Here is a 23557-nt window from a genome sequence, read left to right as displayed (position 1 = left end):
GCGGCTTAATCAAAACGCAGGTTATAGACGAAGTTGATGCCATTGATGGTGCCAGTACGTACGACCGCCGACCAGCGCTTTGAGAGTTGCCAGGTCAATTTGGCAATGCTGGCCGCACCGGTGAGGCTCTGTTCATAGCCTACAGATAATCTGTCTGTAATAGCCTTGCCTAAACTGACGACTTGATCGTTACCCAGTCCCGACTCACTGGTGCCGATGGATAAATTGTCAATCCCGATACCTTGAGCAATCTTTTTTCCGCCATAGTTACCAAGCAGCGCCAGCGCCTGGCTGCTGGCGCTGCGTTGCCCGAGCCCGGAACTGTCACTACTGTTGCCAAACATTAACCATGACAGTTTTTCATCATCGGCTACGTTCGGCTCCGATACCAGCCTGATGCGTGGCTGTGACACCAGACCTGTCACTTCTACGCCAGCCTCTACATCCTGATTGCGACGCATGGCGAGGATATTCAGATTTGGATTGCTCAGCGGCCCCTGGAAGTTGATGATCCCGCGCTCAATGTTGAGTTTGGTACCGAACGCCTCATACGTACCTTCCGCGACATGGATGGTGCCGGTGGCGCTGAGTGCCTTCTTGGGCTCACTGTGGATCGTCATGTCGCCGCTCAAACGCAGGTTGGCACCACTCCCGCTGAAATGGAAATTGTTCCCGAGATCGACCTGAATCGTGATGAAGGGCACTAAATTGCCAGCCCGCTTTTCACCCACAGCCGTGAGTGATTTGTCGCTTCTCGGTCCTGAATTCGCCCCGCGTCTATTGTTATCCCGGCGCACGATGACGACATCGTCACTGAGTTTTGGGGCACTGCTCTTGGGCAGGTCGAACAAGGCTTTGTCAACGACAAATTTGCCATCAATGCGCAGCTGTTCATTGACATTGGCGACGCGGGCCTGGCCCGATAACATCAACTGACGATCCGGACTAGCCAGCAGTTGCAGACGATCTGCCACGATATTGGCCTGAAGATCCGGATCATCTGCTCCTAGTCGGACCTTGCCATTGGCTGTGAGCGTGCCGCTGCTACCGTGGAATTCAATCCGGCGCAGGTCGATGATATCGTCATCCATACTGATCCGGACGATGCCATCCTTGAGCTGAATCCCTTCATCAAACAGGATGAGGGCCAGCTGGTTGCCTTCAATCGTGCCAGACAGTCGTGGCACGCCGAGACTGCCCCGTGCACCTAACTGGACTGTCACGTTACCCTCCAGACCATATTGTGGACCCAGCATGGCGCCAATAGCCCTGAGTTGCGGCACTCTCAGCACGGCGTTCAGGGAGAGTGCAGAGGCAGCCGCTGGCATGAGAACGCCATTCTGATGTAGCAATCCTATCGTGCCGCTGAGATCAATTGCACCGATCCGGCTTGCCTGAACCTGCCCTTGCAAACGAGCTTCTGGTCCTGCCAGATCCAGCCGCAGGCTAAGCCTGGACAGACCCAGTGTGACCGCTGCATTAGCGTCACCGTTACCAGTAATGCGGGTGCTGTTGCTACCATTGTCAAGCCACAAATCGCCACTACGGCGTTCCAGATCAATAAAGCCACGAGTATTCTCTGCCAGCGCAAAATCCCACTTGCTGTCGAGGATCAGATCGCTTCGGAGTGATAGCGAAGTTCCAGTCAACTGCTGCGCCAAGGTCAGGATTCGGCCGACATCAATATGATTTGCACTGCCTTCTGATTGCAGGCGGCCTTGTTGATAACGTAAGCTATTGAGGGTAATGAGCGTGCTGTCCATCGTGACCCGTGCCGGCCCGGCGATGAGCGTATCCGGAGCGATGCTCAGTGGCATCGGTGCTGCCAGTGCCAGTGCTGGCGAACCGCGGTTGACCAGCTTGTCGATCATGCCGCTCCATGCCAGACCCAGCCGCTCTTGCGCCAGCTTGCCGTGCGCGTCAAATGCCAGAGCCAGCGTTTGTCCATGCAGCTTGCCATCGGCCTGAAGGCTGAACTGGTGCGCACCATAAGTGCCACTCAAGATAGCCTTGAGCTGCTTGATCTCGGTATCCGGACCACGATAATTCTCGCCCTCAAGACTGAACGCTAGCTTGTTATCGGCGGCCGTCAGACCACTATCCAGATTACTTTGTATCGTGGTCTGACCACTCAGCCTGGCGACACGATGTGGTCCCCAGGTCAAACCGGAGGCGTTGAAATTGGCTTGCAGTCCGGGACGCTGCATGCTGCCTGATAACTGGCCATCAAACTTCACTGCGCCGCCCACTCCTATACCGAGTTGCGCCAGCAGAGGTGCATCGAGATGGATATTGAGCCGGTCAGCTGGCGCCCCAAACGCACCTTGCAATTGCAGATGGTTGCCGGCGATCTGAAGATCCACCTGGCTAGGTAGCAGAGTTGTACCCATGAGTGCCAGTGTGCCGCTGCCACTCATGGGCAAGGCCTGGTAAGTGCTATTACGCATCTGGAAGCTGAGCTTGCCCTGAACCTGTGGTGCCAGCATGCCGCTTGCAGTGAATTGCATATTGATTCGTGCCGCCGCAGCCGGGTTGCGTATCCATGCCGAAGGGTCGAGGTTGCGTAGTTCACCTGTGAGTCGGGTATCCATGGCGTTTGCGGTGCCGATGGTGCCTGTCAGTGTGAGCTTGGCTCCCGACGCAGCGAGGTTGAGCGTGTTCAATGTCACCAGCTCGGGCGTCACCGCACCTTTGAGTGTCACTGCATAGCGGTTATCTTTTAGCTGCAAATCGACGCCGACCTGTTGTCCTTCCACAGTGACTGCCAGTGGCCCGCGTAGCTGAGTCGGTTGCAATTGTTGGTACAGCGCATGCAGATCCAACTCGCTGACCTGCAGGTTCAGCGCTCCTTTACGGGTCTCCGTGACGAAATGACCGCTGCCGCTCAGTACCGCGCGCTCCAGCAAGGTGATCTGCAAATCATTGATTTCTTGCCGTGCCAACTCCAGTTGCACATTGGCACGCAACGCACGCACCGGCAAGCGTTGCTGGTCGAGTCTGCCAGGACTGGCATTAGTCACGGCAATGCCGCCTGCTAGGTGCAGTGGTGTCACTTTTTCAACAGGATGCAGCTGCACCGCCACATTTAAATCAGCTACCGGAGCATCCGGATGGAAGGCCTGCGGATTGATATGCTGTAGCGCAATCTCAGCTTGTTGCAGGGGAATCGCTGCGAACGGTGTGGCAAGCAAGGTCGCACTACCTTGTAGCTTGTCACCGCTGGCGTTGATGGCAATTCCCAGTTGTTGAAGCGAGCCCGATAATTGTGCAGCCAGCTGGAATTTTTCAGGCAGGGCAGTCTGTGCTGGATCACCCTGCAAATTGGTCAGCAGCACTGTACCGGAAGTGGCAAACGGTGCTGTGCCATTGAGCTTGATGGTGCCGCTGGCCAGGCCAAAACCGGTATCAAGTTGTCCCACCGTCAGCGTGTGCTGGGTGCCATCCGAACTGCCATGTGCGCGCAGTACGCCCAGCGATGTGACACTTCCATCCTGTTCCAGGCGGAAGTGTTGCCAGCCTAAATCCTTCAGATTCAGTGCCAGCGGCAGGCGTAAGCTATCAGGTAACACCGTCGGAGACTCGCTCGCAGCGGGCAGCCTGATATTGAGATTGCCCAGATGCAGAGCGCGCACCGAGAACGTGCGCGTACGCAGTGACAGCTGCCAGCGTGCATCTACCTTGTCGATATCAACCTGCAGTGCGCCATCGTGATAGCGCAATTGACGCAGCTGCAGACCTTGTGCTAGATTACCGCCCACATAGTCACCCGCCAGCTTGCCTCGAAGCGCCCAGACCGCGATGCGCCAGGCTTGTTGACTGCCGCTATCGGTGACCGTGAACCACGCCAGTAGGGCACTGGTTGCCAGCACAAGTGTGAGTACCAGCGCCAGCAACTGCAACGTATACCGGCGCAGTCGTCGCCAACTGCGTGCTGGTTGTTCAGGTGTGCAAGTTTCTGAGGATGAAGTCATGCCGCGACCGTCTAGAAAGCGATGCCAAGAGATAGATGCGGGCGAAATTGGTGCCGTTGCACGCCATAGCCGATATCGAAGTTGAGCGAACCGACTGGACTACGCCAACGCAGGCCGGGGCCGATACCCGTATAAAGCGATCGATTCGACCAGCTGTCAGCGGCGGTACCCACATCATAAAATACCGCACCACCCCAGCTTGGATTGATCCAGTGCTGATACTCGCCGCTGGCTGTGACCAGATATTTGGTCGGAAAGACGGTGCCATTCTGGCTGTTACCGATACTGTCGTAGCCATAGCCGCGCACTGATTCATTGCCACCCGCGCGAAACAGCAGTGAGGCCGGTACCTGTGATGCGCTGCCATTCGTGAACACTGCACCAAGCTCGCTACGGAAGATGATCACATCACGTTGTCCTACCGGGAAAAATTGCTTGAAGCGTAGATAGGCACGGCTAAAAGTCTGGTCGGTGATCATTCCCTGAACGGCAAAACCGGTCTCGACCGTAAACAAATTCCCAGAGCGCGGAAAGATCGGATCATCCACATTGCGCCGCGCCCAGGCGAAGCCCGGTACCAACGCCTGATGCTTGCCCGGCGTGACCACCGTGTTGCTCGGCAGCGCCGCACCGCTGGCCTGCTCCAGTGCGTCCCGGTAGTAAATCAGCGAATAGGTGGTGTCATACAGCTCGCCATTTCGGGTACGCTTGATACCCGTCTGCAGACTGCGCAGATCGATGCCTTCGGAGGTTGTGTGCTCAAGAGATGCCGTGACGCTGTTGACAAAATTTTTATCATCCGGTGGCATGGACAGACTGAGCAGACCGTACTTGCGTTCCTGCTCAATCTGTAACTGGCTGTCGAATACCCAGGCACTGCCGAAGACGTTGTAGTGGCTATAGCGGGTTTCGACCTGAGCGCCGGTATCGGTTGAGTAACCAATCCCAAACCGGACACGCTGGGTCTGAAATTCAGTGACTTGTACCTTTACCGGTGCCATCTCGGCGTGTTCAGGATCGTTGTCGATACCAACAATGACATTGCTGAAGTAGGGGGTATTCTGAATTTGTCGCTGCAGCGTCAGCAGACGATTGACGTCATAGTCTTCGCCGATCCGCAATGGATTCACGTTCTCGATAATCTGCACGGGATAGCGACGGGCACCGGTAACCACCAGTGGACCCAATGTAAAGGCAGGGCCGCTGTCATAGTGCACCGACAGGTCAGCTTCCTGCTGATCCGGATCGATCGCTGCCTGCGAACCGGCAATACGTGCAGCCGCATATTGATGCCGCTGCAGTGTATCGAGTCCCTGATTTTTGGCCTTATCCCAGGCCTCCTGTTCAAACGGTGCGCCGACCGGCAGACCCCATTGCTGCTGAATCTGTGCTACTCGCGCGGCATCTTGCTGGGCCGCATTGCCCTCGACCTGGATATCGACCGCTGCAATCTTTGTCTGCGGTCCCGCCTCGACATGGACCATCACTTTGGTCAGCGCAGTCTTATTGGCACCATTGTCACTGTGCTTGTTGTCTGCTCGAATCACGTTCACGGAGGTCACTGGCGAAAAATAACCCGCAGTCGACGACAGGGCACGAACCTGCTCGCTCAGTGTGGCGAGCATGAACTGAAACTGTTCCTCGTTGATATCGGTGCGGCTCTGATAGCGCACCAGATCAAGGTGAGTCGTCAACAGTTTCTGCAGCCCGGCGTCGGCCTCAACCTCGACCTGATAGGCTGCGTGCGCCGAACCGAAGGCGCATGACAAAAGAAGAGTTGCAAATCTGCGGGTCCATTTCATGGAGGAAAAACCAAAGAGAATTCAAAACGTACCAACCAGCGCGCACCAAGCATAGCAGGGCATTGGCAACAGTTTGGTGGTGAGCATGACATCGGACAAGGCACTGAAAATAGCAGTCCTGGTACGGACACTGACATGCCCTAGTCCGATAGTTGGTTTATTTTCGATATTTTTGAAGAACTATATTCCATTCTTATTAGAACTAGTCCTATAGCTTTGCCAATGCATTTCTAGGTATCGTGCGTACTCTCGTGAATCTTTGGTCGTTTCAAAGCTTCGGGAGACAGCATGCAGCGGTCCGTTCTTACCGGTCTATCCGACATCACCCCGGTACTTTAGCAGATATCCAACCGTGCGTTGAACTCCGATGACGCCCAGAATCTGTCTGTTTCATGCGATTTCCTTTTATCGCTGATGTGGTTTCACGCCGCATGGTGATGTCGCTCTTCTTAATGATATCGAATCTTCCGGTGGAGGTAACATGAATAAAATAGTGCAGATTGCGGTTGCGGATGATCACCCTGTGATTGTCGAGGCACTCTATAACGAGCTTGCCAAGTTGTCGGACATGCGGGTTGCTGTGCTTGCCGAGACTGGTGACAGCTTGCTGAGCGGATTAAAGGGGCAGCCCTGTGATATCGTTATTTCCGACTTCACCATGCAGATATCGGAGCGCGAGGAGTCAGATGGTTTTGGCTTGATCTCCCGCATTCGTCAGGAGCATCCGAGCAGCAAGATCATTATCTATACTGCCATGAGTAACAGCGCCGTGGTCAAGCGGCTGTACCGTATGGGAATTTTTTCGGTGATCAGCAAAAAAGAAAAAACCACCGAACTGCTCGCCGCCGTCATGGCCACCCAAAGTGGCAAGCAAGTCTACTTTCCGACCTCGCTGAGGGGGGAGCTGGAACTCAGCTGGGCACAAGGTGAAGCTTTCACGCAGACCCGCGAACTGACCATCAGTGAGCTGGAAGTCGTGCGTCTGTTTGTTGGTGGTTTTTCACTTGGCGATATCTGCGAGCGCCTCTCGCGCACACCCAGCACGGTTAGTACTCACAAGAACAATGCGATGCGCAAGCTGGGCCTGTCCACCGATGCCGATCTGATTAAGTATGCCTATGCCACCAGTCTGATCTGACTTTGCCGGCAGCATCCGGTCAGACGTGCAGGCCACCAGTGGCGGCAATGATGCCGTATAAGCCCATGCTCACCACTGCGTCCACCAGCAGTAAACCAAGCCAGCTGGTGCGGCCTTCCAATAGCGCTCCCAGCGCCCAGAAGGCGGCTAGCAGCAGGGCACACACACCTGCCAGACTCCAGTAGCTCATATCGTCTGCCACCCACAGGCAGCCAGCGGTGGCCACCATCAACAGCACGAACTGCACCACCGCAAAAAAGCGTGCATGCGTTGAAACCGGTGGGTCATAGCGTTGCTCAGCCTGTTGTAGATCAAAGCCTGGTCCACTCGCCGTCACACCTTCGGGATACCAGCCTGGATGCTTGAACCAGACGCGCAGCTTGTCTTGCCAGCGTGGCAGAGTCGATGCGGTTTTGGCGATTTGCCAGTAGCCACTGACGACGGCCCAGACGGGATTCCAGCTGTCCAGACGAGTCCGCGTGCCATACACGCAAGGCTCCTTCTCTTCGGCAAAGGTACCGAACATACGATCCCAGATCACCAGCATGCCACCATAATTCTTGTCCAGATATTGGTCGTTGACTGCGTGATGGACGCGATGGTTGGAGGGCGAAGAGAATACCCGGTCAAACCAGCCTAGTTTGCCGATATGTTCGGTATGAATCCAGAACTGATAGACCAGCACAATCAGGCCAGCAATCCCGAACTGTTCGGGATCGATCCCCATGACCGCCATCGGCAGGTAAAACACGCAGCCGATGAAAGCCACCGCACTCTCTTGGCGCAACGCCGTCGAAAAATTGAATTCCTGGCTTTGGTGATGCACCGCATGAGCGGCCCATCCCAGCGCATTTTCGTGACCGAAGCGATGCAGCCAGTAATCGAAGAAATCAAACAGCACAATCGATGCCACCCAGCCCAGCGCGGTACCCCAGAACGCCAGATTGGGAAACAGCGCCACCCGTTTGTATACCATCGCATACACGCCAATCTGGAACAGTTGCGTCACCAGTGCCACCAGTTGGCTGATCAGGCCCTGGTTGAGGCTACTGATCGTGTCGCTAAGCCTGTAGGTATTGCGCCGTGTGAAGTAGCCGTAGGCAAACTCGACACACATCAAAATAAAGAATACCGGAATGATGTAGACAATGATTTTTTCCATGATGCGTTGTAGCGAGAAGGGATTGAGTAGCAGATGGAAAACGCGCGTAGATGACCTGAAAACAGCGTCAGCACGTGCACTTATGCTAAATATCGATCAGATGATCGTGTCGTTGACAATAAAAAAAGGATCATCAATAAGTATACAAGAATTGACGTATTGCTGCAGTACAGCATACGGTGCAGTGTGCTGTGAGGAGGTCGATATCATTTCTTTTTACCAATATTTGCAGAGTTCGTGAGGCTAATACAACAACGAATCGTTGAGGTTGACACCGATTCTGGCGCGCAACAGAATGAGCACGCTGAATTGTGGAAACAACCATAACGCGATCGTGTTTCCCTGTTCGATTGGAACTAGGTGGCGTCCTGACAATGCCTGCGGGCTAGAAAAATCAAATGGGAGCACTATGGCGGCATTTCAGAAGCTTCGAGAACTCATTATCGGCCGTGCGCTTGATCCACTGAGTCCGACCACCCGACACGCTATTGCCATCACGCCTATCCTGGCCTGGGTCGGGCTCGGTGCCGATGGTCTTTCCTCCTCATGCTATGGTCCAGAAGAAGCCTTCCTGGCCCTTGGCGAGCATTCCCACCTTGGTATCTTCCTGGCGCTGGCAACGGCCTTGACGGTCTTCATCATCTCGATTGGTTATAACCAGGTCATCGAACTATTTCCCACCGGTGGCGGTGGCTACAAGGTCGCCACCGCCTTGCTGGGACCGCGTGCCGGACTGGTCTCCGGTGCTGCGCTGCTGGTGGACTATGTGCTGACTATCGCCACTTCACTGGCCAGCGGCGTGGATGCCTTTTTCAGCTTGTTGCCGGTTGAGGCACAGACCTTCAAGCTCGCCACCGAGTTGATTTTGATCATGCTCATGTGCGTGCTCAATTTCCGTGGCATGAAGGAATCGATTCTGGTGTTGCTACCGATCTTCATTGGCTTCGTGGTCTTGCATCTTGGCCTGATCCTTTACGGCGTCTTTGTGCATGCCGAGCACCTGCCGACATTGTTGCCCGAAACCGTGCAGGCAACCTCGACCTTGTCGCACAACATGGGCTGGATCTTTGTTGCCTCATTAATGCTACGGGCTTACTCCATGGGCGGCGGTACCTACACCGGGCTGGAAGCGGTTTCCAACAACGTCAACATGCTGGCCGAGCCACGCGTACCCAATGGCAAGTGGACCATGTTTTACATGGCTGCTTCACTCGCCTTCACTGCCGGCGGAATCATCCTGCTCTACGTCTTGTGGGACGCCAGGCCGGTTGAGGGGCAAACGCTCAATGCAGTGGTATTCCACAACATCATCGCCCACCTCGGCTGGGGTTCTGATTTCTCTCAAGGTGCCTTGCTGGCAGTGGTCTTGGCGCTGGAGGCAGGACTCTTGCTGGTGGGCGCGCAAACGGGCTTTCTGGATGGCCCGACAGTGTTGTCGAACATGGCATCGGATTACTGGGTCCCGCGTCATTTCCGCGATTTGTCAGCGCGGTTGGTGCGTCAGAACGGCGTGATGGTCATGGGTATCGCCAGTCTGCTGATTCTCTTGTGGACCCGCGGCGATGTGTCGGTGCTGGTGGTACTGTACAGCATCAACGTATTCCTCACGTTTAGCCTGTCACTGTTTGGACTATGCGTCTATTGGTGGCGTAACCGTCGTCAGTCAGTTAAGTGGAAGTCGCGGCTGGCCTTGTCGGCCATGGGTTTCATGCTCACAGCCAGTGTGCTGGTGGTGACCCTGATCGAGAAGTTTGCCGATGGTGGCTGGCTCACTGTCCTGATTACCGGTAGCGTGATTGCCTTGTGCTTCGCCATTCGTAAGCACTATAACGAAACCCGCGATGAACTGGCCAAGGCTGATGCCTATTTCCCTGATCCGGCACCGGGTAGCGACGATGCAGTGATTGAACCGCTACCCTTGGACCCAGCTCAACCGACGGCCATTGTGCTGGTGGGCAAGCACCGTGGCGCCAGCATGCATGCGCTGCTATGGGTGCAGCGTTTATTCCCGGGACATTTCAAGAATGTGATCTTCCTTGCCGTGGGCGAGGTAGATGCGCAAAGCTATGAGGGGCAGGACCAGTTGCATCGCTTGCAGGACGTGATTGAGGGCTCGTTACAATATTACGAGCACAGTTGCAACAAGCATGGTCTGGCGACCGGGCATCGGGTTGCTTACGGGACCAATCCGGTAGCGGAGTTTTCGGCTCTGGCAGAGAAGGCGATGAACGACTTCCCCAACAGCGTCTGCTTTGCCAGCAAACTTGTGTTTGCGCGTATCAACTTCTTGACCTCCTGGTTGCATAACCAGACGCCGCAGGAAATTCAGCAGCGTTTACATCTGACCGGCAAGCATATGGTGTTGTTACCGATGAAGGTAGGGTAGGCGACTGTTAGCAACGATCGGTTGCTTTTAGCGCACGACGGTGACAGGTACCTGTGCCAGATGCACGACCTTGTTCATGATGGAACCCAGCAGCAGGTTGGCAAGTGCGCCCCGGCCATGAGTGCCCATGATGATGCAGTCGCAGTGTTCTTCCTGCGCATAGTTGGCGATGCTTTTGGCGATGGGGCCAACACGTTTGCTGGCGACATAGGGGATGGCTGCTTCTTCGAGTACCTGTCGGGCGTTGTTTAACGCCGCTTCGGCGTGAGCTGCTTCCATGGCACGGATTTCTGTCAGGGAGCGGTAAGCCTGTATCTTGCCGTCAAGGTGCTCTTGGACATTGAGTAGATGGAGCTGCCCTTCGGTACCATTTTTGAGCATGGTGCTGGCGTATTTCACTGCTTTTAATGCCTGTTCCGAGCCGTCGACCGGTATCAGTATCTTTTGCATGATGAGCCTCGTTGCGATGCGGAGAAGATATCTACGCTCGGAGATTAGCAGTGCGCATATAAATTTGGCGTAAATACTTGTCCTGTGAGTGTAGCGGGTATCTAAAAAGCGGCGTGTTGTTGCCTCTTTGATACGGTTCAATTCTGGAGTGAATGCAAGGATTGTCATTGTGCATGTGACAAAAAAGTCAACAATCAAGTGCTCAGCGCGTGCGGCTTGGACTTCCAACCAAGTGCAATGACTAACGCAGCTAGCCCCGCAACTAACAGAAACGAGAACGCCAGCGTAAACGATCCCTTGCCCACGCCAACCAGCGTTCCAATAACAACCGGTGCAATTCCTGCAGCCACCTGACCGCCGAAATTGATGATGCCCGACGCCGTGCCGACAGACGTATCCGGTAGGTGTTTCAAAGGAATCGCAAACACTGTGCCATAAACCGCCGTGTAGCCGACAAGACTCAAGGTCCAGAACGCCAACAAGAGGGGCAGGGAAGTCGCTACTGCCATCAGAGCCAAGAAAATGACGACCATGGTTGCGCCAATGGTCATAAACAAGCGATCACGCCCTTGCCCGACTTTGTCCAGCAACCAGCCGACGACATTGAGAGAGGCGAAGGCCACTAAATAGGGGATCGCCGATGCTGCGCCGACGTGCACGATGTCGATGTCACGAGTCTTCACAAGGAAAGTCGGCATCCAAGAAATCAGACCTACATAGACGATATTGCTGAAGAAAAAGATGAGCATCGTCTTTTGCAGGAGCACCGTACCGAACAGGCTGCGAAACAGTCCCTTGGCCCGTTCGCCGGGCGCACGTGCTGGCGAATCCTTGACGGCAAACCAGAGCACACTTGCCACGATCACACCCACCAGACCAAATGCGTGATAAGCAGCGCGCCAGCCGTAAGTATGGATCAGAGCAGCAATCGCACCAGTGCCTACGGCACTGCCAAGGAAGGATGCGCCGATGATCAGAGATTTCGCGCGGGCGCGCTCTTTTTTAGGAAAGGCTTCCGCAATCGTTACCGTGCTGGCGGGAGCAAAACCACCCTCGCCAATACCGAACAGGAGGCGGATACCAATCAGGGCGAATAGGGAGCCAGCCACACCAGTCAGACTCGTAAATACGGACCAGCAAGCGACACAGAAGACGAGTACTTTACGCGAACCGAAGCGATCTGCCAGCCACCCTGCAGCAAGCTGCATCAGTGCATAAGTGAGATAGAACGAGCCAAGCACCATGCCGGCCTGCTGTGCATCAAGAGCAAAGTCCTTGGTAATGGGGATGATGGAGACACTCATCGCCATCCGGTCGGCATTGGCAAGAATCCAGGAGAACAGTAAGGTAACGAGGACAAAGATTTTTTGTTTGCGGCCATAAAGCACGATGGCTGTCTGTTTCAGTGACCCGTTTGCGTTGGACTGCGCGGGCGTTGTGTTGGTTGCCGAGGTTGCCGCTGAGGCGTTCAGTTCGGAGAATTGAGACATTTCGGTTCCTAATGAAGATTGATACGATGATCTCCTTGCCCTGATACGGCCACCGGAGAGCTCTTATACCTGATACGCCAGTCGGTAGGTGATCGCCGCTGGAATAATGCGTTCATGCTCGCATGGCGACGGTCACCTCTCGCAGCGAGTCCAGTCGCGCGAAATTGATCAGCTTCTCAAACAGTGCAGCAGGGTTCATTCCTCGTACCTTTGTGTTTGCACAGTCGATGAATTTGTCACGTTGTTGTGTGGGCGTGAGCGGGTTTTGTTGGCATCCCTTGGGATAGATCGCGCGATGTTCCATGACACTGCCGTCCAGAAAAGAGATGCTTGCAAGGCAATCACCACCCCAGGGCAAAGTAGCAGTCTCCGGTAACGTTTCGCGTACATGCATATGCACCAGTGGCAACAATCGGGCGACTTGTGGATCGGCAAGCGCTGCTTCATCGAAATGACTGATGCGCGGTATGCCATGTACCAGTGCCACGGCCGCACAATAATTCATGCTGAAGCGCGCTTCCATGGCATTGGCAGGTTCTTGATAGCGTAAATTAGCGATCATGAATTCTGGCAGGTGAAGATCGATACTGCTGATCTGTGTCAGATCGATAGGTCGCAAAGATGAAAGCACCAGCATGGCATCAATGCCCAGATGCGAGGACATACAGGATGGATAAAGCTTTGCCACCAGTCCGTATTCATCAATGGCCAGCGGTGAGTCTGGAAACAAGCTAGGTGTGAAAGTACCGAAGTTGTTGCCGCCAGCATAGAGTTCTTCGAACGACCATTTTCCCTGCAAGGTATTTTCAACCCCGGATATGCCGCTAGCGGCAAGTTTTGCGGCCAGCACACCGTGCATCGCAGCAAACCCGGCATGCATTGGTTTGACCATCGATCCAAACTGTCGCTTGCTGCCGCTGGCAAGGCTGGAGCCAATGCTGATGGCGTGTAGCACGCCTTCTTCGTCGAGTTGCATCAGGACTGCGCAGGCAGCAGCGGCACCGATCGTACCGATAGTCGAGGTGGCATGCCATCCCGATTCATAGTGCGATGGATTGACCAGTTTCCCGATCTGGGATTCAACCTCAAGACCAGCGATATACGCTTTCACAATAGCATGTGTACTAGTGTCAATCTCTTCGGCCAGTGCGAACAGCGCTGGCACAAGGACTGCGCTTGCGTGGGTTACCGGGGGGAAGAAGTTATCGTCGAAGTCGAGTGCATGCGCGGCGCAACCGTTGATCAAAGCAGCCCAAGGGGCCGTGACGGGCCAGGTGTGCGTGACTGCGCTGGCGCTGCCGCTGGGTCCATCGCCTTGAACGATTTTGCCAGCGCCGACCACGGCGGGATCGTGTCGCCCACCCAGCAGGCAACCGACCACATCGGCGATGGCAGCCTCTGCGCGACTCATCGCGGAATCTGGAAATACCTTGCGATCGTCGGCGCACCATGCCGCCAGAATTCGACTCAGATCCATGATGCGGCTCCTTGTGTTCTTTTCGTACTACTGAGAGGTGTTGAGTGGATGTGCATTGTTCACGTCGGATACATAGACCAGATACATTAAAGAGACGCGGCAGCAATAATCAAAACAGGACAGTTTTCTGACAGTTATCAGACAAATTGCGGGGCAGTCAAATATTGCAGTCGTGCTTAAATTTTCATGTCTACTACGCCGATGATTCATTAGAATGTAGCCATGTTAATGAGCTGCACGACTCAAGGCGATAGACAGAGATTGATTAACTTTGTAATCCTGTGTTGGTGGTGGAACAGTACAGATTGGGAGAGGTATGGCACTGATACAACTGTCGAGTAATTCGAAAATTTCACTTGTAGAACAGATTGTCGAACAACTGAAGAAGCTGGTTGATAAAGGCGCATTGCACGCCGGTACGAAGGCCACCTCAATACGTCTGTTTGCGCGTCAGCATATGGTCAGTGTGCATACCGTTGCCGAAGCTTATGAGCGGCTCGTCGCGCAAGGCTATTTTGAATCGCGTCCGCGCAGTGGCTTCTTTATCAGGCGTCCGCGTGCCTTGCATGCCAAATACAATCCTACTGAGAAATTCGCCAAAGCATTTGATCACCTCTGGCAGTTGCGCTCGCACCTGACCAATGAAGATGGCTTGCTGAACGTGACTTCAGGAAAGCTACCCACCGAGTGGATGGATACTGACATGATCAAGGCCAGCCTGAAGTCCGTCGCAGCAAAGATTGATTCGGGTTTGTTGCAGTATGGTGACCCCTATGGCTATTTGCCATTGCGTGCATTGCTGCAAACCCGGCTGAGCGATCTCGGAATCCATTTGCAGCTTGACCAGATGTTGCTCACTACTGGTGCCTCGCAGGCGATCGATCTGATCATTCGCTACCTTCTGCGGCAAGGAGACAAGGTGTTAGTCGATGATCCGGGTTATTTCAATCTGTTCAGTAATTTGCAGATGCAAGGCATCGAACCTTTGCCGGTAAGGCGCAATCATGATGGTCCTGATCTGGATGTGGTTGAAAAGCTTGCACAGCAATATCGTCCTGCGGTCATGTTTACACAATCGGTACTACAAACACCGACCGGATCGACCATGTCGGCTGGCAATGCACACCGGCTTCTGCGCTTGTCCGAACAGTACGACTTTCGCATCGTCGAGAACGATACCTATGCAGATTTACTGGGAGAGCCGGTACCACGGATCGCAACGCTGGATCAGTTGTCGCGGGTGTTTTATGTCGGAAGTTTTTCCAAGGCACTGTCGGTGTCGGCGCGGGTCGGCTTTGTCGCTGCGCCGGTCAATGCGATCCGGGATCTTGCCAACATGAAAATGATCACCAGTATTACCAGCTCGCAGTTAGCCGAGAAATTCGTCTTCCATGCACTCACCGAAGGTCTCTATCGACGCTCGGCAGAACGGCTGCGCTCCCGTCTCTCTGCCAGTATGGTGGAGACGTGTGAGATGCTCCGTCCATTGGGTTTTCAATTATTTTGTCAACCGCTGGGAGGCAAGTTTGTATGGGTACGTCATCCCAATTTTGAGAGTTCCTCTGAAATCTGGAAACTGGCAGCAGATGCAGGTGTCCTCATCGCTCCCGGAAAGGTGTTTCGCAATAGTATGCAGGAGACACCTTGGTTTAGACTGAATGTCTGCTACGGGACTGAACCGACACTGATAACGTTATTCAAGTCGATCTGCTAGGTACCGTCATCATCGTTGATGAATCGCCAGCATCGCGGGCCAATGATCTGTCGTTTCAGTTGGCACTAGGGCCTGCAAGGTGGTAGTGCGCGTTGATGACTTTGCCTCTAGTTGAAATGACGCCACCAACGCATTGAGTTTGGCAGCTTCATCCTTGAGTGTCGCTGAAGCTGCTGCCGCCTGTTCTACCAAAGCTGCATTTTTCTGCGTTGAATTATCCATCTCTGCGACAGCAAGGTTGATCTGTCCTATCCCCTGACTTTGCTCACGCATTGATACGTTGATCTCTTCGATGATACTAGTTACGCGTTGGATATTATCAACGATCTCCGTCATATTGTTGCCAGCCTCCTGAACACGCGTGATACCCGATTTGACACTGGCTTCGGACCTGGTGATCAGTTCTTTGATTTCCCGTGCGGCGGCGGCGCTGCGCTGCGCCAGGTTGCGTACTTCGCTGGCGACCACGGCAAAGCCACGGCCGTTTTCACCTGCTCGCGCGGCTTCAACGGATGCGTTGAGTGCAAGGATGTTGGTCTGGAAGGCAATGCCGTCAATGACACTGATAATGTTGACGATATTAGAGGAGGATCTGGCAATATCATCCATAGTTGATACCACTCCGGACATAATTTGATGCCCCATGATTGCACTCGCACTAGCCGTATTCGCAAGCTTTACGACCTGTTTAGACGCCTCAGCTGAATGTTCGACCGAACCAGTGAGTTGCTCGAGCGAAGCGGACGTTTCTTGTAGATTGCCCGCCGCTATTTCGGTCCGATAAGACAGATCTCGATTGCCGGATTCGATATCGCGGGTCGCCATTGAAAGAGATGCGCTGCCGTCCCGGATCTGTGTCAAAACGATTGCAATTTTCTCGACAAAACTATTAAAAGATCGCGCGATCTGCGCCACTTCGTCGTCACCGGTGACGGGAAGACGCTGCGTCAGATCGCCAGTGCCGGAGCCAATTTCATTCATCGCATCGCGTGCCTGAGATAGTCGGAGGAACGCTCGTCCCGTCATGATGCCGCCAACTGCTGTCGCCAACACTGCCAATAACACCACGGCGATGACGGATGCTGTCAGGACACTACGCATTCCCGCCGTTGCTTCATGTTGATCGAGTGAAATGATCAGCATCCAGCGCGTACCGGGTATGGATTTGGCGCGCAATAACTTTAATTCACCATTCATCCTTGCTTCCACCAAGTCTGTACTGGAAGTCATTGACGCAAGAGCGTCGGGGGTCAGCGATGGCAATACGCCGGTCGCCGGCTTGAGTAACAACCCTTCGTCGGGATGGGCAATGATGACACCATCGGTATCGACCACGAAACCAATGCTTGATGGTGTTGGATGAATAGCGGCGATGACGTCTTTCACTTTTTCTAGCGATACGCCACCGGCCACTACGCCTTCTGCTTTGCCATCTCGCAATACCGGTGCCGTAAAAGAAACAAGAATGACACCAGTTGCCGATCGATATGGTTGGGTAATCAAGGGTGCTATTTCCTTGATGCTTTCCTTGTACCAAGGCCGTATCGTGGGGTCGTAGTCTGCTGGTAGACCGGGCGTTGTAGAGACGAAAGACTTGTCTTGCCAGCCAGCAGTAGTGAGCGAGAAGCCACCCGACCTTAACAAGCTTTTGACAATACCTCTCGGATCGCCATGATCGACCTCCGCAGCAGTAGCCGTGACGGCAACTTCCTTCGCATTTGCCCAATCAGCAATAGCCAGCGAATTTGCCGTTGTGAGCGATTCCAGATTTTGACGGATGCTACGTAAATTATCCGCACGGACCAGTGCATAGATGACACCACTGGTCAGGGCGAGAGAGAAAATCACCGTGCCAGCGGTAATTAATAGTATTTTGGTACGAATCGAAGAAATCATGTCAGGCTCCCCAGTCGACAATCGCGACATCGGCGCGATCTGGAACGGTACATTGCAACTGCAAGTCCGAATGAATGGGCCTGGTGAACGGCGCTATTCAATGCGTCGATATTAGCCATGACAGAGTGGAGTGGCGATGGACAGACTGCGCGTCTCCTTTTGCCGCTGTACTGCTGATTGAGCATTACAGAAAGACGTGTAGCAGGATGTTATGCTGAAAACTACGGGAAGTTGATATGTTGCCAAGAGGCGAAATCAAGCGCAGTAATGTTGGCCTGTTGGGGGACTGGTTTGACCGTGGCGGAAGTATTGAAGCATTTTTAATTTCTAAAACTGAATGGCGGGTAAGTCCAGACAGCGCTTCAAAAAAGAACGCTCTGCCATTCCCGCCTCGGCCGATTCTCAGGCCATTCGTGTCAACCAAACACGCTACGCCACCACATCATAAAGCGGTCCCAGCAAGTCTTTTCTTCCTCGAACAGATGCGGTTTCTTCTGCTTGAGCTCATCCATGAGCTTCTGCTCTTCTTTCTCATTGAGCAGCCCATAAGCGACACCCAAACTAAGCAGACTGCGCAAGGCACCAAGATTTTCGCGGGCTGCTCTGCCGCTGGCATGATTGACCGCAATACGGGCGTCCCGTAACTGCTGACGCAAGGCTTTAGCCACCCGATAGGCAGGTGTCTTCAATTTTTCTTCGACTTCAGTAACGGTGATGGCCGAAGAGCGGATTTGTGCTGCCAGAATATCAATCTGCTCCTCGTCCCCCTGTGCCTGTTTGACAATCGAGGTTGCCCACGCCTTGGAGGAAATCTTCAACTCCTCCGCAGTCCACTCATGGTTGATGGTCAGATGGAAACCATAGGTCGATGCCTGGCCGATCAAGATTGCTACCACATCCGGAAACTCCTTGTCCAGTGCACGTTTGGCCCATGCATATTGGCCCGACAACATCAGATTCTTGACCGCATCATCGGTCAGGAAAGTCGTGTTGTCCGAGAGTTTCGCCAGCAGAAAATTATCAAAAGAGGGGGCAATAAACTGCGAATCGCATTTCAGCGAGACCCGGACGAAACTGTTGAAATCCCGTTCCAACGAGCTGTAGACGTCATCTTTGACGTTGAGGGCGATCTTTTTCATAAGCTTTTATCCCGAATGACAAATAATTGCCCTTAAGAAAGGGTAGGTGGAATACTACCCGTTTTGCCGCCAATACGGGTAGTGACAGCTTAGCAGCAGTTTTATCCTTTATCTTCCGGTCGCAAGGCACGCTGGCAAGCCTGCGCAGCTTCCTCGAAAGTGTGACTGACGTGATGCGGGATCGTGCTCTGCAGATCTCGCAGTTGCTGCCGTTCGAACGGGTTGTCGATGATCAGGACTTCCTGCCGGACCTGAACCAGCCTTTGCTGCAAAAAACTCAACGCCGCCTCAATCTGTAACTGTTCCTTGACCGGTTCGATACTCACCAGGCAAAACAGCGCCACAATGCCCGGTTTGACATCCTCTGGCGGTGTGCCTTGCAATTCGGTCAGCGTGATGTGGCGCGCGTCGATATTTTGCTTGCGCAGGATGCGTACCAGAATTTCGGCGGCCAGTTCATCGCCGTCAGAGCCGGCACCGATGGCCAGCACGATTGTGCCGGCAGGGACGTCAAAAGAGCCCTGCGTCGTACCAATGACCGCCTCGCGGCGACGGCGTAGCTGACGTCCGAGATTGACGTCTTCCAGCAGTGAAATACGCTTGTATTGCGGCCACCAGCGAGGGCTTTCACCGAGCGCCTCGATCACCGAAGCAATCGCACCACCGACCCGCATCTGTTCACTCTTGCTGATGGTATTGGCGTCCAGATCGGCACGTGCCAGATGAAGTGCGGGAATCAGGACCGAGTCGCAATAGGCCGCAAAGGATTTGCGCTTGAGGATGCGGCGCGCACTGGTGATGATTTCCTGAATGTCGCCCGAGAGAGCGCGCTGATAGAAATTTTGCGGCAAAGTCAGCGCAGGGATCTCGCCCAGTAGAATCTCAAACATGTTAAGCGCCCGGAAATACCGGCCAGCAACTACCAGGCACAAGGTCAGCGGCGTCGACAGCACCAGACCCACCGGGCCCCAGATCCAGCTCCAGAAAATTGCCGCTAACACCACCGAGAGAGGGGATAAGCCCGTGGTATGACCATACAGCTGTGGCTCGACCAGTTGTGCAAATATGACTTCGATGACTAAAAATACCAGCAGCGTCATGATCGCCAGTGACCAGCCAGGGTCGATTGCGGCTGCCAGCAGCGTGGCGCAGCAGGCGGCAATCCAGACTCCTACATAGGGAATAAAGCGCAGAATCGCTGCCATCGCTCCCCACAGCAATGCCTGCGACAAGCCAAGAATGGCCAGCCCCAGCCAGACCAGTGCGCCCACTCCGATATTGACCGCAAACTGCGATACAAAAAAACGCGACAAGCGTTCACCTGCGTCATTCACCGCGATGGTTGTTGCCCGTAAATCATGACCGCCAGCCAAGCGGATAAAGCGGTCACGCAGGGCCTCGTGTTCCAGCAGCACAAAGATCAGTACGACGAAGACAATACCAGCCGTTTCCAGCGGCGCCCAGACCGACGCCAGGATCCGCGTCAGCAACTGCAACGGTTTGGGCGCTGGTTCGTGGATTTCGACTTCAATTGGGGTGCGGGCGGGGTTGCTGGTCAGCGTCTTGCGTGTTTTGCTATTGCTGTCCTGATTGTCGGATAAGTGTTCGATCCAGTGCCCGGCCTGCCCACTGAGTTGACCCACCCGGCCTAATGTCAATGCGTCCAGTTCCGCTGCCTTGCTACGGATCGTATCGGCATATTGCGGCATGCTGGCACCAAGCCGGATGACTTGCGAGCCGATGGTCAGTCCGACGGCGGCGACGGCGAATGCCAGTGCTACCACGGCGACGCCAACGGAAACGGTCTGTCCAAGGCCGATGCGGCGTAGGCGGTGAATGAACGGGGTAATCAGCAAGCTCAGAATGATCGCCAGTGTGACCGGGATCAGGACGTCGCGTCCAAAATACAGCAGTGCCAGCACGGTGGCTGTTCCTAAGATGCCTGCCACTCGATCCGGGGGGCGCTGAAAGTCTGAAGTGCTCGACAAGGGAATACCTTTGGTTTGATTGGGAAGTCTGGGGAAATCAAAAAACGGATCGCTTTCTGCGACTGCCGCCTATTCTAATGCGCTCAGTCTGAAATCTTGCTGTCTCCGGTTCCTATTGGCGATGGCGTCTATCATTGAGGATCAGGTGATGCGTAGTTGCTACACCGACTATCGATTATCCCCGGAATTTCCTGATAGGCCGGCTCATCATTTCCCGGTATCTTGTTGCCACAAGCCATCAAATACGAAGGTGGTTTGTCAAATTAACGATAAAAGTCGAGACATGAATTTTCATCAACAAGCGCTCATTCATTCTGGCGCCTGTCTGGCATTGCTCAACGAGGGACGGCAGAAAGAAGCTCTCCGCTATTGCATTGCCCAGCACATTGCGCCGCCATCGTGCCTCAACGCCGCCGGTCAGGTCGATGTTGGGTCAGTGACTGGCGCAGGCATTGAACAACTTGGGGATTACGGATGGTGGCTGAAGCGACTGAAAATCAGTGCCAAACGTGAACAGGAAAAACACAGGACGGCGATGTTCAGCGTCTGACCTCTGGCGACCGCCGCAATGGCAAGGTCGCCGGATGTCAGTCCTTGAATTGGTCCTTAAAATTGCTCCCACTCGTGGCTTTTGGTTGCACTTGCAAGTTGGTCCACGGCGAGAGCACGTGGATTGTCTTTTTCACGGCGCGACTTGCTCTGTGCTGACAAGGTACGTGGTGCCGCGGCACTATCCAGGGTTGCTGATTGCCGCTGGCGCGCATTGCCAAGGGTAGTGACATCCCTGTAATTGGTCTTGAAAACACTGACCGTACGCTCCAGTCGTTCGGCCTGCTCCAGTAATGCCTGTGAAGCGGCAGCGGCTTGCTCGACCAGTGCTGCATTCTGCTGCGTGACCTGATCCATCTGGGTAATGGCCAGGTTGATCTGCTCGATGCCTTCACTTTGCTCCTTGCTGGCAGAGCTGATTTCGGCGACCACATCGGTGACGGATTTCACACTTTGTACCACTGCATGCATCGTGTCGCCGGCACGGGCAACAATCTCGCTGCCACTGCTGACGGTGTCCACTGAAGACTGGATCAGCTCCTTGATCTCCTTGGCGGCAGCGGCACTGCGCTGAGCCAGACTACGCACTTCACCCGCCACGACAGCAAAACCGCGTCCCTGTTCGCCTGCACGGGCGGCTTCGACAGCGGCGTTGAGTGCCAGGATATTGGTCTGGAAGGCGATGCCATCAATGACACCGATGATCTCGACAATTTTGTGCGAAGACGCATCAATGCGGCGCATGGTATCGACCACATGGTCCACCATTTCTCCGCCTTGACTCGCCACTTCAGAGGCCGACTTGCCTAGTGCCTGCGCTTGCAAGGCATGGGTGGCATTTTCCTTAACGGCAGAGGTCAGTTGTTCCATTGAGGAGGCAGTTTCTTCGAGCGCACCTGCTTGCTGCTCGGTGCGTGAAGAAAGGTCCATATTGCCGTGGGCAATTTCACTCGAAGCGGTGGTGATGGTGTCAGTACTGCGTTTTACCTCGCTGACAATGTCGAGCAGATTGCTATTCATCGTCTTGAGGGCGCGCAATAGGGTGCCCGTTTCGTCCTTGGCTGCGGTGTCAATCTGCATGGTCAGATCGCCGGCAGCAACGGCACTCGCCGTTTTGACAGCTTCATTGAGTGGCCGCGTGATGGAGCGGGTGATACTGATTGCCGCAAAAAACGAAAATATAATAGCGAGTACCGAGACGGCAATCATTGACTGGATTGCTGAATGCGCTGCGAGCTCGTTCTTGTCGCTGCTCATTTCCATTTGTGCAGTCTGGTATTGCTCAAGCTTGCGCAATGCGGCAGTGAAGGCATTTTGGTATTCTCTGAGCGTCCCGAAAAGATAGTCAACTGCTTCGTTTTTTTTATTTTGTTTGATCAGTTCGAGTAAATTATTGCGCGCGTCGCGGTAAGCATCTCGGGTGTGGAGGAAGGTTTGCATCAGTTGCTGTTCTTCACCAGTGACAGTCATCGCTTCGAGCTTCTTCGTGACTTCACCGCTGGTGGCGAGTCCCTCGCTCAACATATCAAAGTAGCGTTGCGCCTCCTCTGGATTGCGTGCCAGCAGCAAGTTACGCAGTGTCCGAGCATTGGTGTTGACATCTTCGGTGAGCGTAGACACCAGCAAGACCTTGGCGTAGCGCTCGTGGACGATTATTCGCGTGCTGTTAGTCGTGCCGATCAGGCTACGCACCCCCAAGGTGGCAATTAGCCCCATCAAGACAACCAGTCCCGCGAAGCAAACTCCCAATCTCACACTGATCCTGACGTCTGTCATTCTCATGCTGTTCTCCGTTAAGTAAGTTGCGACTGTTGTGAAGCAAGACTACAAAGACGGTGCGAGTTGCTGCCGCAGGAGCACGAATGACCAATGCTGCCAGACGCTGTTACGGGTAGCAGCGTCTGGCAGGAGGCGTGTGATCGTTATTGCGGGAAAGTAAGGCTATTGCTCACATTAATATCATAAAAATCGCATTTTTCGATAAAGTTGCAACGATTTAATGATCGTTTCGTCGTAAGCGCGTCACGATCCTTATGTGAGTAGCAAATCTAATGGCATTTTTCATCGTCTTTATTCGTGCCAATCGATCCAATGTGCGGCCGTGCTCTGGTATGCAGCCAATCTGCCTGATGCAAACTGTCCGAACGGTTGTCAAGGGATGAAGAAGTGTAATTCGGTATTGTTGAAAGCTGCGGATATTCCGGTGTTCCCAACAAGCTTTTTTCGCACTCTTGGCCATATATCGCTCTCATTTGTTTCAAAATGAGTGCTAGATAGCAAAAGAAGAAGTTTTTTTATTGAGTTATGCATGAAAAATAAAAACACACTATCTAATTTTTCGGCATTGCTTAAAAAACACAATAAACACAATAAACACAATAAACACAATAAACAC

General features: G+C 53.9%; 14 protein-coding genes. 4 read left to right on the top strand and 10 right to left on the bottom strand.

Annotated elements, in window-relative coordinates:
- Positions 1-5 precede the first annotated feature (5 nt).
- Together FHW66_RS02415 and FHW66_RS02410 are read right to left on the bottom strand one after the other, a co-directional pair.
- Positions 6-3971, bottom strand: a complete 3966-nt coding sequence (locus FHW66_RS02415) for a translocation/assembly module TamB domain-containing protein (RefSeq protein WP_183378102.1) — start codon at positions 3969-3971, stop codon at positions 6-8.
- 11 nt (positions 3972-3982) lie between these two features.
- Positions 3983-5773, bottom strand: a complete 1791-nt coding sequence (locus tag FHW66_RS02410) for an autotransporter assembly complex family protein (protein ID WP_183378101.1) — start codon at positions 5771-5773, stop codon at positions 3983-3985.
- A 481-nt stretch (positions 5774-6254) separates the two neighbouring features.
- On the opposite strand from FHW66_RS02410, the gene FHW66_RS02405 reads away from it, so the two are divergent.
- Positions 6255-6911: a response regulator transcription factor gene (locus FHW66_RS02405; protein WP_183378100.1), complete on the top strand. Its 657-nt coding sequence runs from the start codon at positions 6255-6257 to the stop codon at positions 6909-6911.
- Between the two features lie 19 nt (positions 6912-6930).
- On the opposite strand, the gene FHW66_RS02400 is transcribed toward FHW66_RS02405, so the two are convergent.
- Positions 6931-8073, bottom strand: coding sequence for a sterol desaturase family protein (locus FHW66_RS02400; protein ID WP_183378099.1), 1143 nt, complete (start codon positions 8071-8073; stop codon positions 6931-6933).
- Between the two features lie 409 nt (positions 8074-8482).
- Here FHW66_RS02400 and FHW66_RS02395 point away from each other — a divergent pair, with 409 nt between their 5' ends.
- Positions 8483-10459, top strand: coding sequence for an APC family permease (locus tag FHW66_RS02395; RefSeq protein WP_183378098.1), 1977 nt, complete (start codon positions 8483-8485; stop codon positions 10457-10459).
- Positions 10460-10486: 27 nt separating this feature from the next.
- On the opposite strand, the gene FHW66_RS02390 is transcribed toward FHW66_RS02395, so the two are convergent.
- The 3 genes from FHW66_RS02390 to FHW66_RS02380 all read right to left on the bottom strand — a co-directional run bounded on the left by FHW66_RS02390 (position 10487) and on the right by FHW66_RS02380 (position 13876).
- The gene (locus FHW66_RS02390; RefSeq protein WP_183378097.1) at positions 10487-10909 is read right to left on the bottom strand and encodes a universal stress protein; all 423 of its coding nucleotides are present in this window, start codon (positions 10907-10909) and stop codon (positions 10487-10489) included.
- Between the two features lie 194 nt (positions 10910-11103).
- Positions 11104-12399 (bottom strand): MFS transporter, encoded by a 1296-nt coding sequence (locus tag FHW66_RS02385; RefSeq protein WP_183378096.1) that lies wholly within the window; start codon positions 12397-12399, stop codon positions 11104-11106.
- Positions 12400-12511: 112 nt separating this feature from the next.
- Positions 12512-13876, bottom strand: a complete 1365-nt coding sequence (locus tag FHW66_RS02380; RefSeq protein WP_183378095.1) for an MmgE/PrpD family protein — start codon at positions 13874-13876, stop codon at positions 12512-12514.
- A 316-nt stretch (positions 13877-14192) separates the two neighbouring features.
- Here FHW66_RS02380 and FHW66_RS02375 point away from each other — a divergent pair, with 316 nt between their 5' ends.
- Positions 14193-15590, top strand: coding sequence for a PLP-dependent aminotransferase family protein (locus FHW66_RS02375; protein ID WP_221196888.1), 1398 nt, complete (start codon positions 14193-14195; stop codon positions 15588-15590).
- A 9-nt stretch (positions 15591-15599) separates the two neighbouring features.
- Here FHW66_RS02375 and FHW66_RS02370 read toward each other — a convergent pair whose 3' ends face one another.
- From FHW66_RS02370 to FHW66_RS02360, 3 genes are all read right to left on the bottom strand, one after another.
- Entirely contained in the window at positions 15600-17486 is a 1887-nt protein-coding gene (locus FHW66_RS02370; protein ID WP_221196887.1) for a methyl-accepting chemotaxis protein, read from the bottom strand.
- A gap of 416 nt (positions 17487-17902) precedes the next feature.
- Positions 17903-18625: a DUF4088 family protein gene (locus FHW66_RS02365; protein ID WP_183378094.1), complete on the bottom strand. Its 723-nt coding sequence runs from the start codon at positions 18623-18625 to the stop codon at positions 17903-17905.
- Between the two features lie 101 nt (positions 18626-18726).
- Positions 18727-20574: an AI-2E family transporter gene (locus FHW66_RS02360; protein ID WP_370543390.1), complete on the bottom strand. Its 1848-nt coding sequence runs from the start codon at positions 20572-20574 to the stop codon at positions 18727-18729.
- Positions 20575-20734: 160 nt separating this feature from the next.
- On the opposite strand from FHW66_RS02360, the gene FHW66_RS02355 reads away from it, so the two are divergent.
- Positions 20735-21163 carry a hypothetical protein gene (locus FHW66_RS02355; RefSeq protein WP_183378092.1) on the top strand — a complete coding sequence of 143 codons (429 nt, stop codon included), beginning with the start codon at positions 20735-20737 and terminating at the stop codon, positions 21161-21163.
- 56 nt (positions 21164-21219) lie between these two features.
- Here FHW66_RS02355 and FHW66_RS21100 read toward each other — a convergent pair whose 3' ends face one another.
- A complete protein-coding gene (locus FHW66_RS21100; protein WP_183378091.1) occupies positions 21220-22944 on the bottom strand; it encodes a methyl-accepting chemotaxis protein in 1725 nt (574 codons plus the stop codon).
- Positions 22945-23557 lie beyond the last annotated feature (613 nt).

Source organism: Herbaspirillum sp. Sphag64 (genome assembly GCF_014192645.1).
Classification (GTDB): domain Bacteria; phylum Pseudomonadota; class Gammaproteobacteria; order Burkholderiales; family Burkholderiaceae_D; genus Herbaspirillum.
Note: the sequence above shows the minus strand (reverse complement) of the source record. Positions and strands in the feature narration are given on the sequence as shown.

Bases quoted from the DNA above. Each gene is read 5' to 3' on its own strand.
- FHW66_RS02395 (WP_183378098.1), top strand. From the start codon at position 8,483: ATGGCGGCATTTCAGAAGCTTCGAGAACTCATTATCGGCCGTGCGCTT.
- FHW66_RS02375 (WP_221196888.1), top strand. From the start codon at position 14,193: ATGGCACTGATACAACTGTCGAGTAATTCGAAAATTTCACTTGTAGAA.
- FHW66_RS02380 (WP_183378095.1), bottom strand. From the start codon at position 13,876: ATGGATCTGAGTCGAATTCTGGCGGCATGGTGCGCCGACGATCGCAAG.
- FHW66_RS02390 (WP_183378097.1), bottom strand. From the start codon at position 10,909: ATGCAAAAGATACTGATACCGGTCGACGGCTCGGAACAGGCATTAAAA.
- FHW66_RS02370 (WP_221196887.1), bottom strand. From the start codon at position 17,486: ATGATTTCTTCGATTCGTACCAAAATACTATTAATTACCGCTGGCACG.
- FHW66_RS02385 (WP_183378096.1), bottom strand. From the start codon at position 12,399: ATGTCTCAATTCTCCGAACTGAACGCCTCAGCGGCAACCTCGGCAACC.
- FHW66_RS02355 (WP_183378092.1), top strand. From the start codon at position 20,735: ATGGCGTCTATCATTGAGGATCAGGTGATGCGTAGTTGCTACACCGAC.
- FHW66_RS02410 (WP_183378101.1), bottom strand. From the start codon at position 5,773: ATGAAATGGACCCGCAGATTTGCAACTCTTCTTTTGTCATGCGCCTTC.
- FHW66_RS02405 (WP_183378100.1), top strand. From the start codon at position 6,255: ATGAATAAAATAGTGCAGATTGCGGTTGCGGATGATCACCCTGTGATT.
- FHW66_RS02415 (WP_183378102.1), bottom strand. From the start codon at position 3,971: ATGACTTCATCCTCAGAAACTTGCACACCTGAACAACCAGCACGCAGT.
- FHW66_RS02365 (WP_183378094.1), bottom strand. From the start codon at position 18,625: ATGAAAAAGATCGCCCTCAACGTCAAAGATGACGTCTACAGCTCGTTG.
- FHW66_RS21100 (WP_183378091.1), bottom strand. From the start codon at position 22,944: ATGAGAATGACAGACGTCAGGATCAGTGTGAGATTGGGAGTTTGCTTC.
- FHW66_RS02400 (WP_183378099.1), bottom strand. From the start codon at position 8,073: ATGGAAAAAATCATTGTCTACATCATTCCGGTATTCTTTATTTTGATG.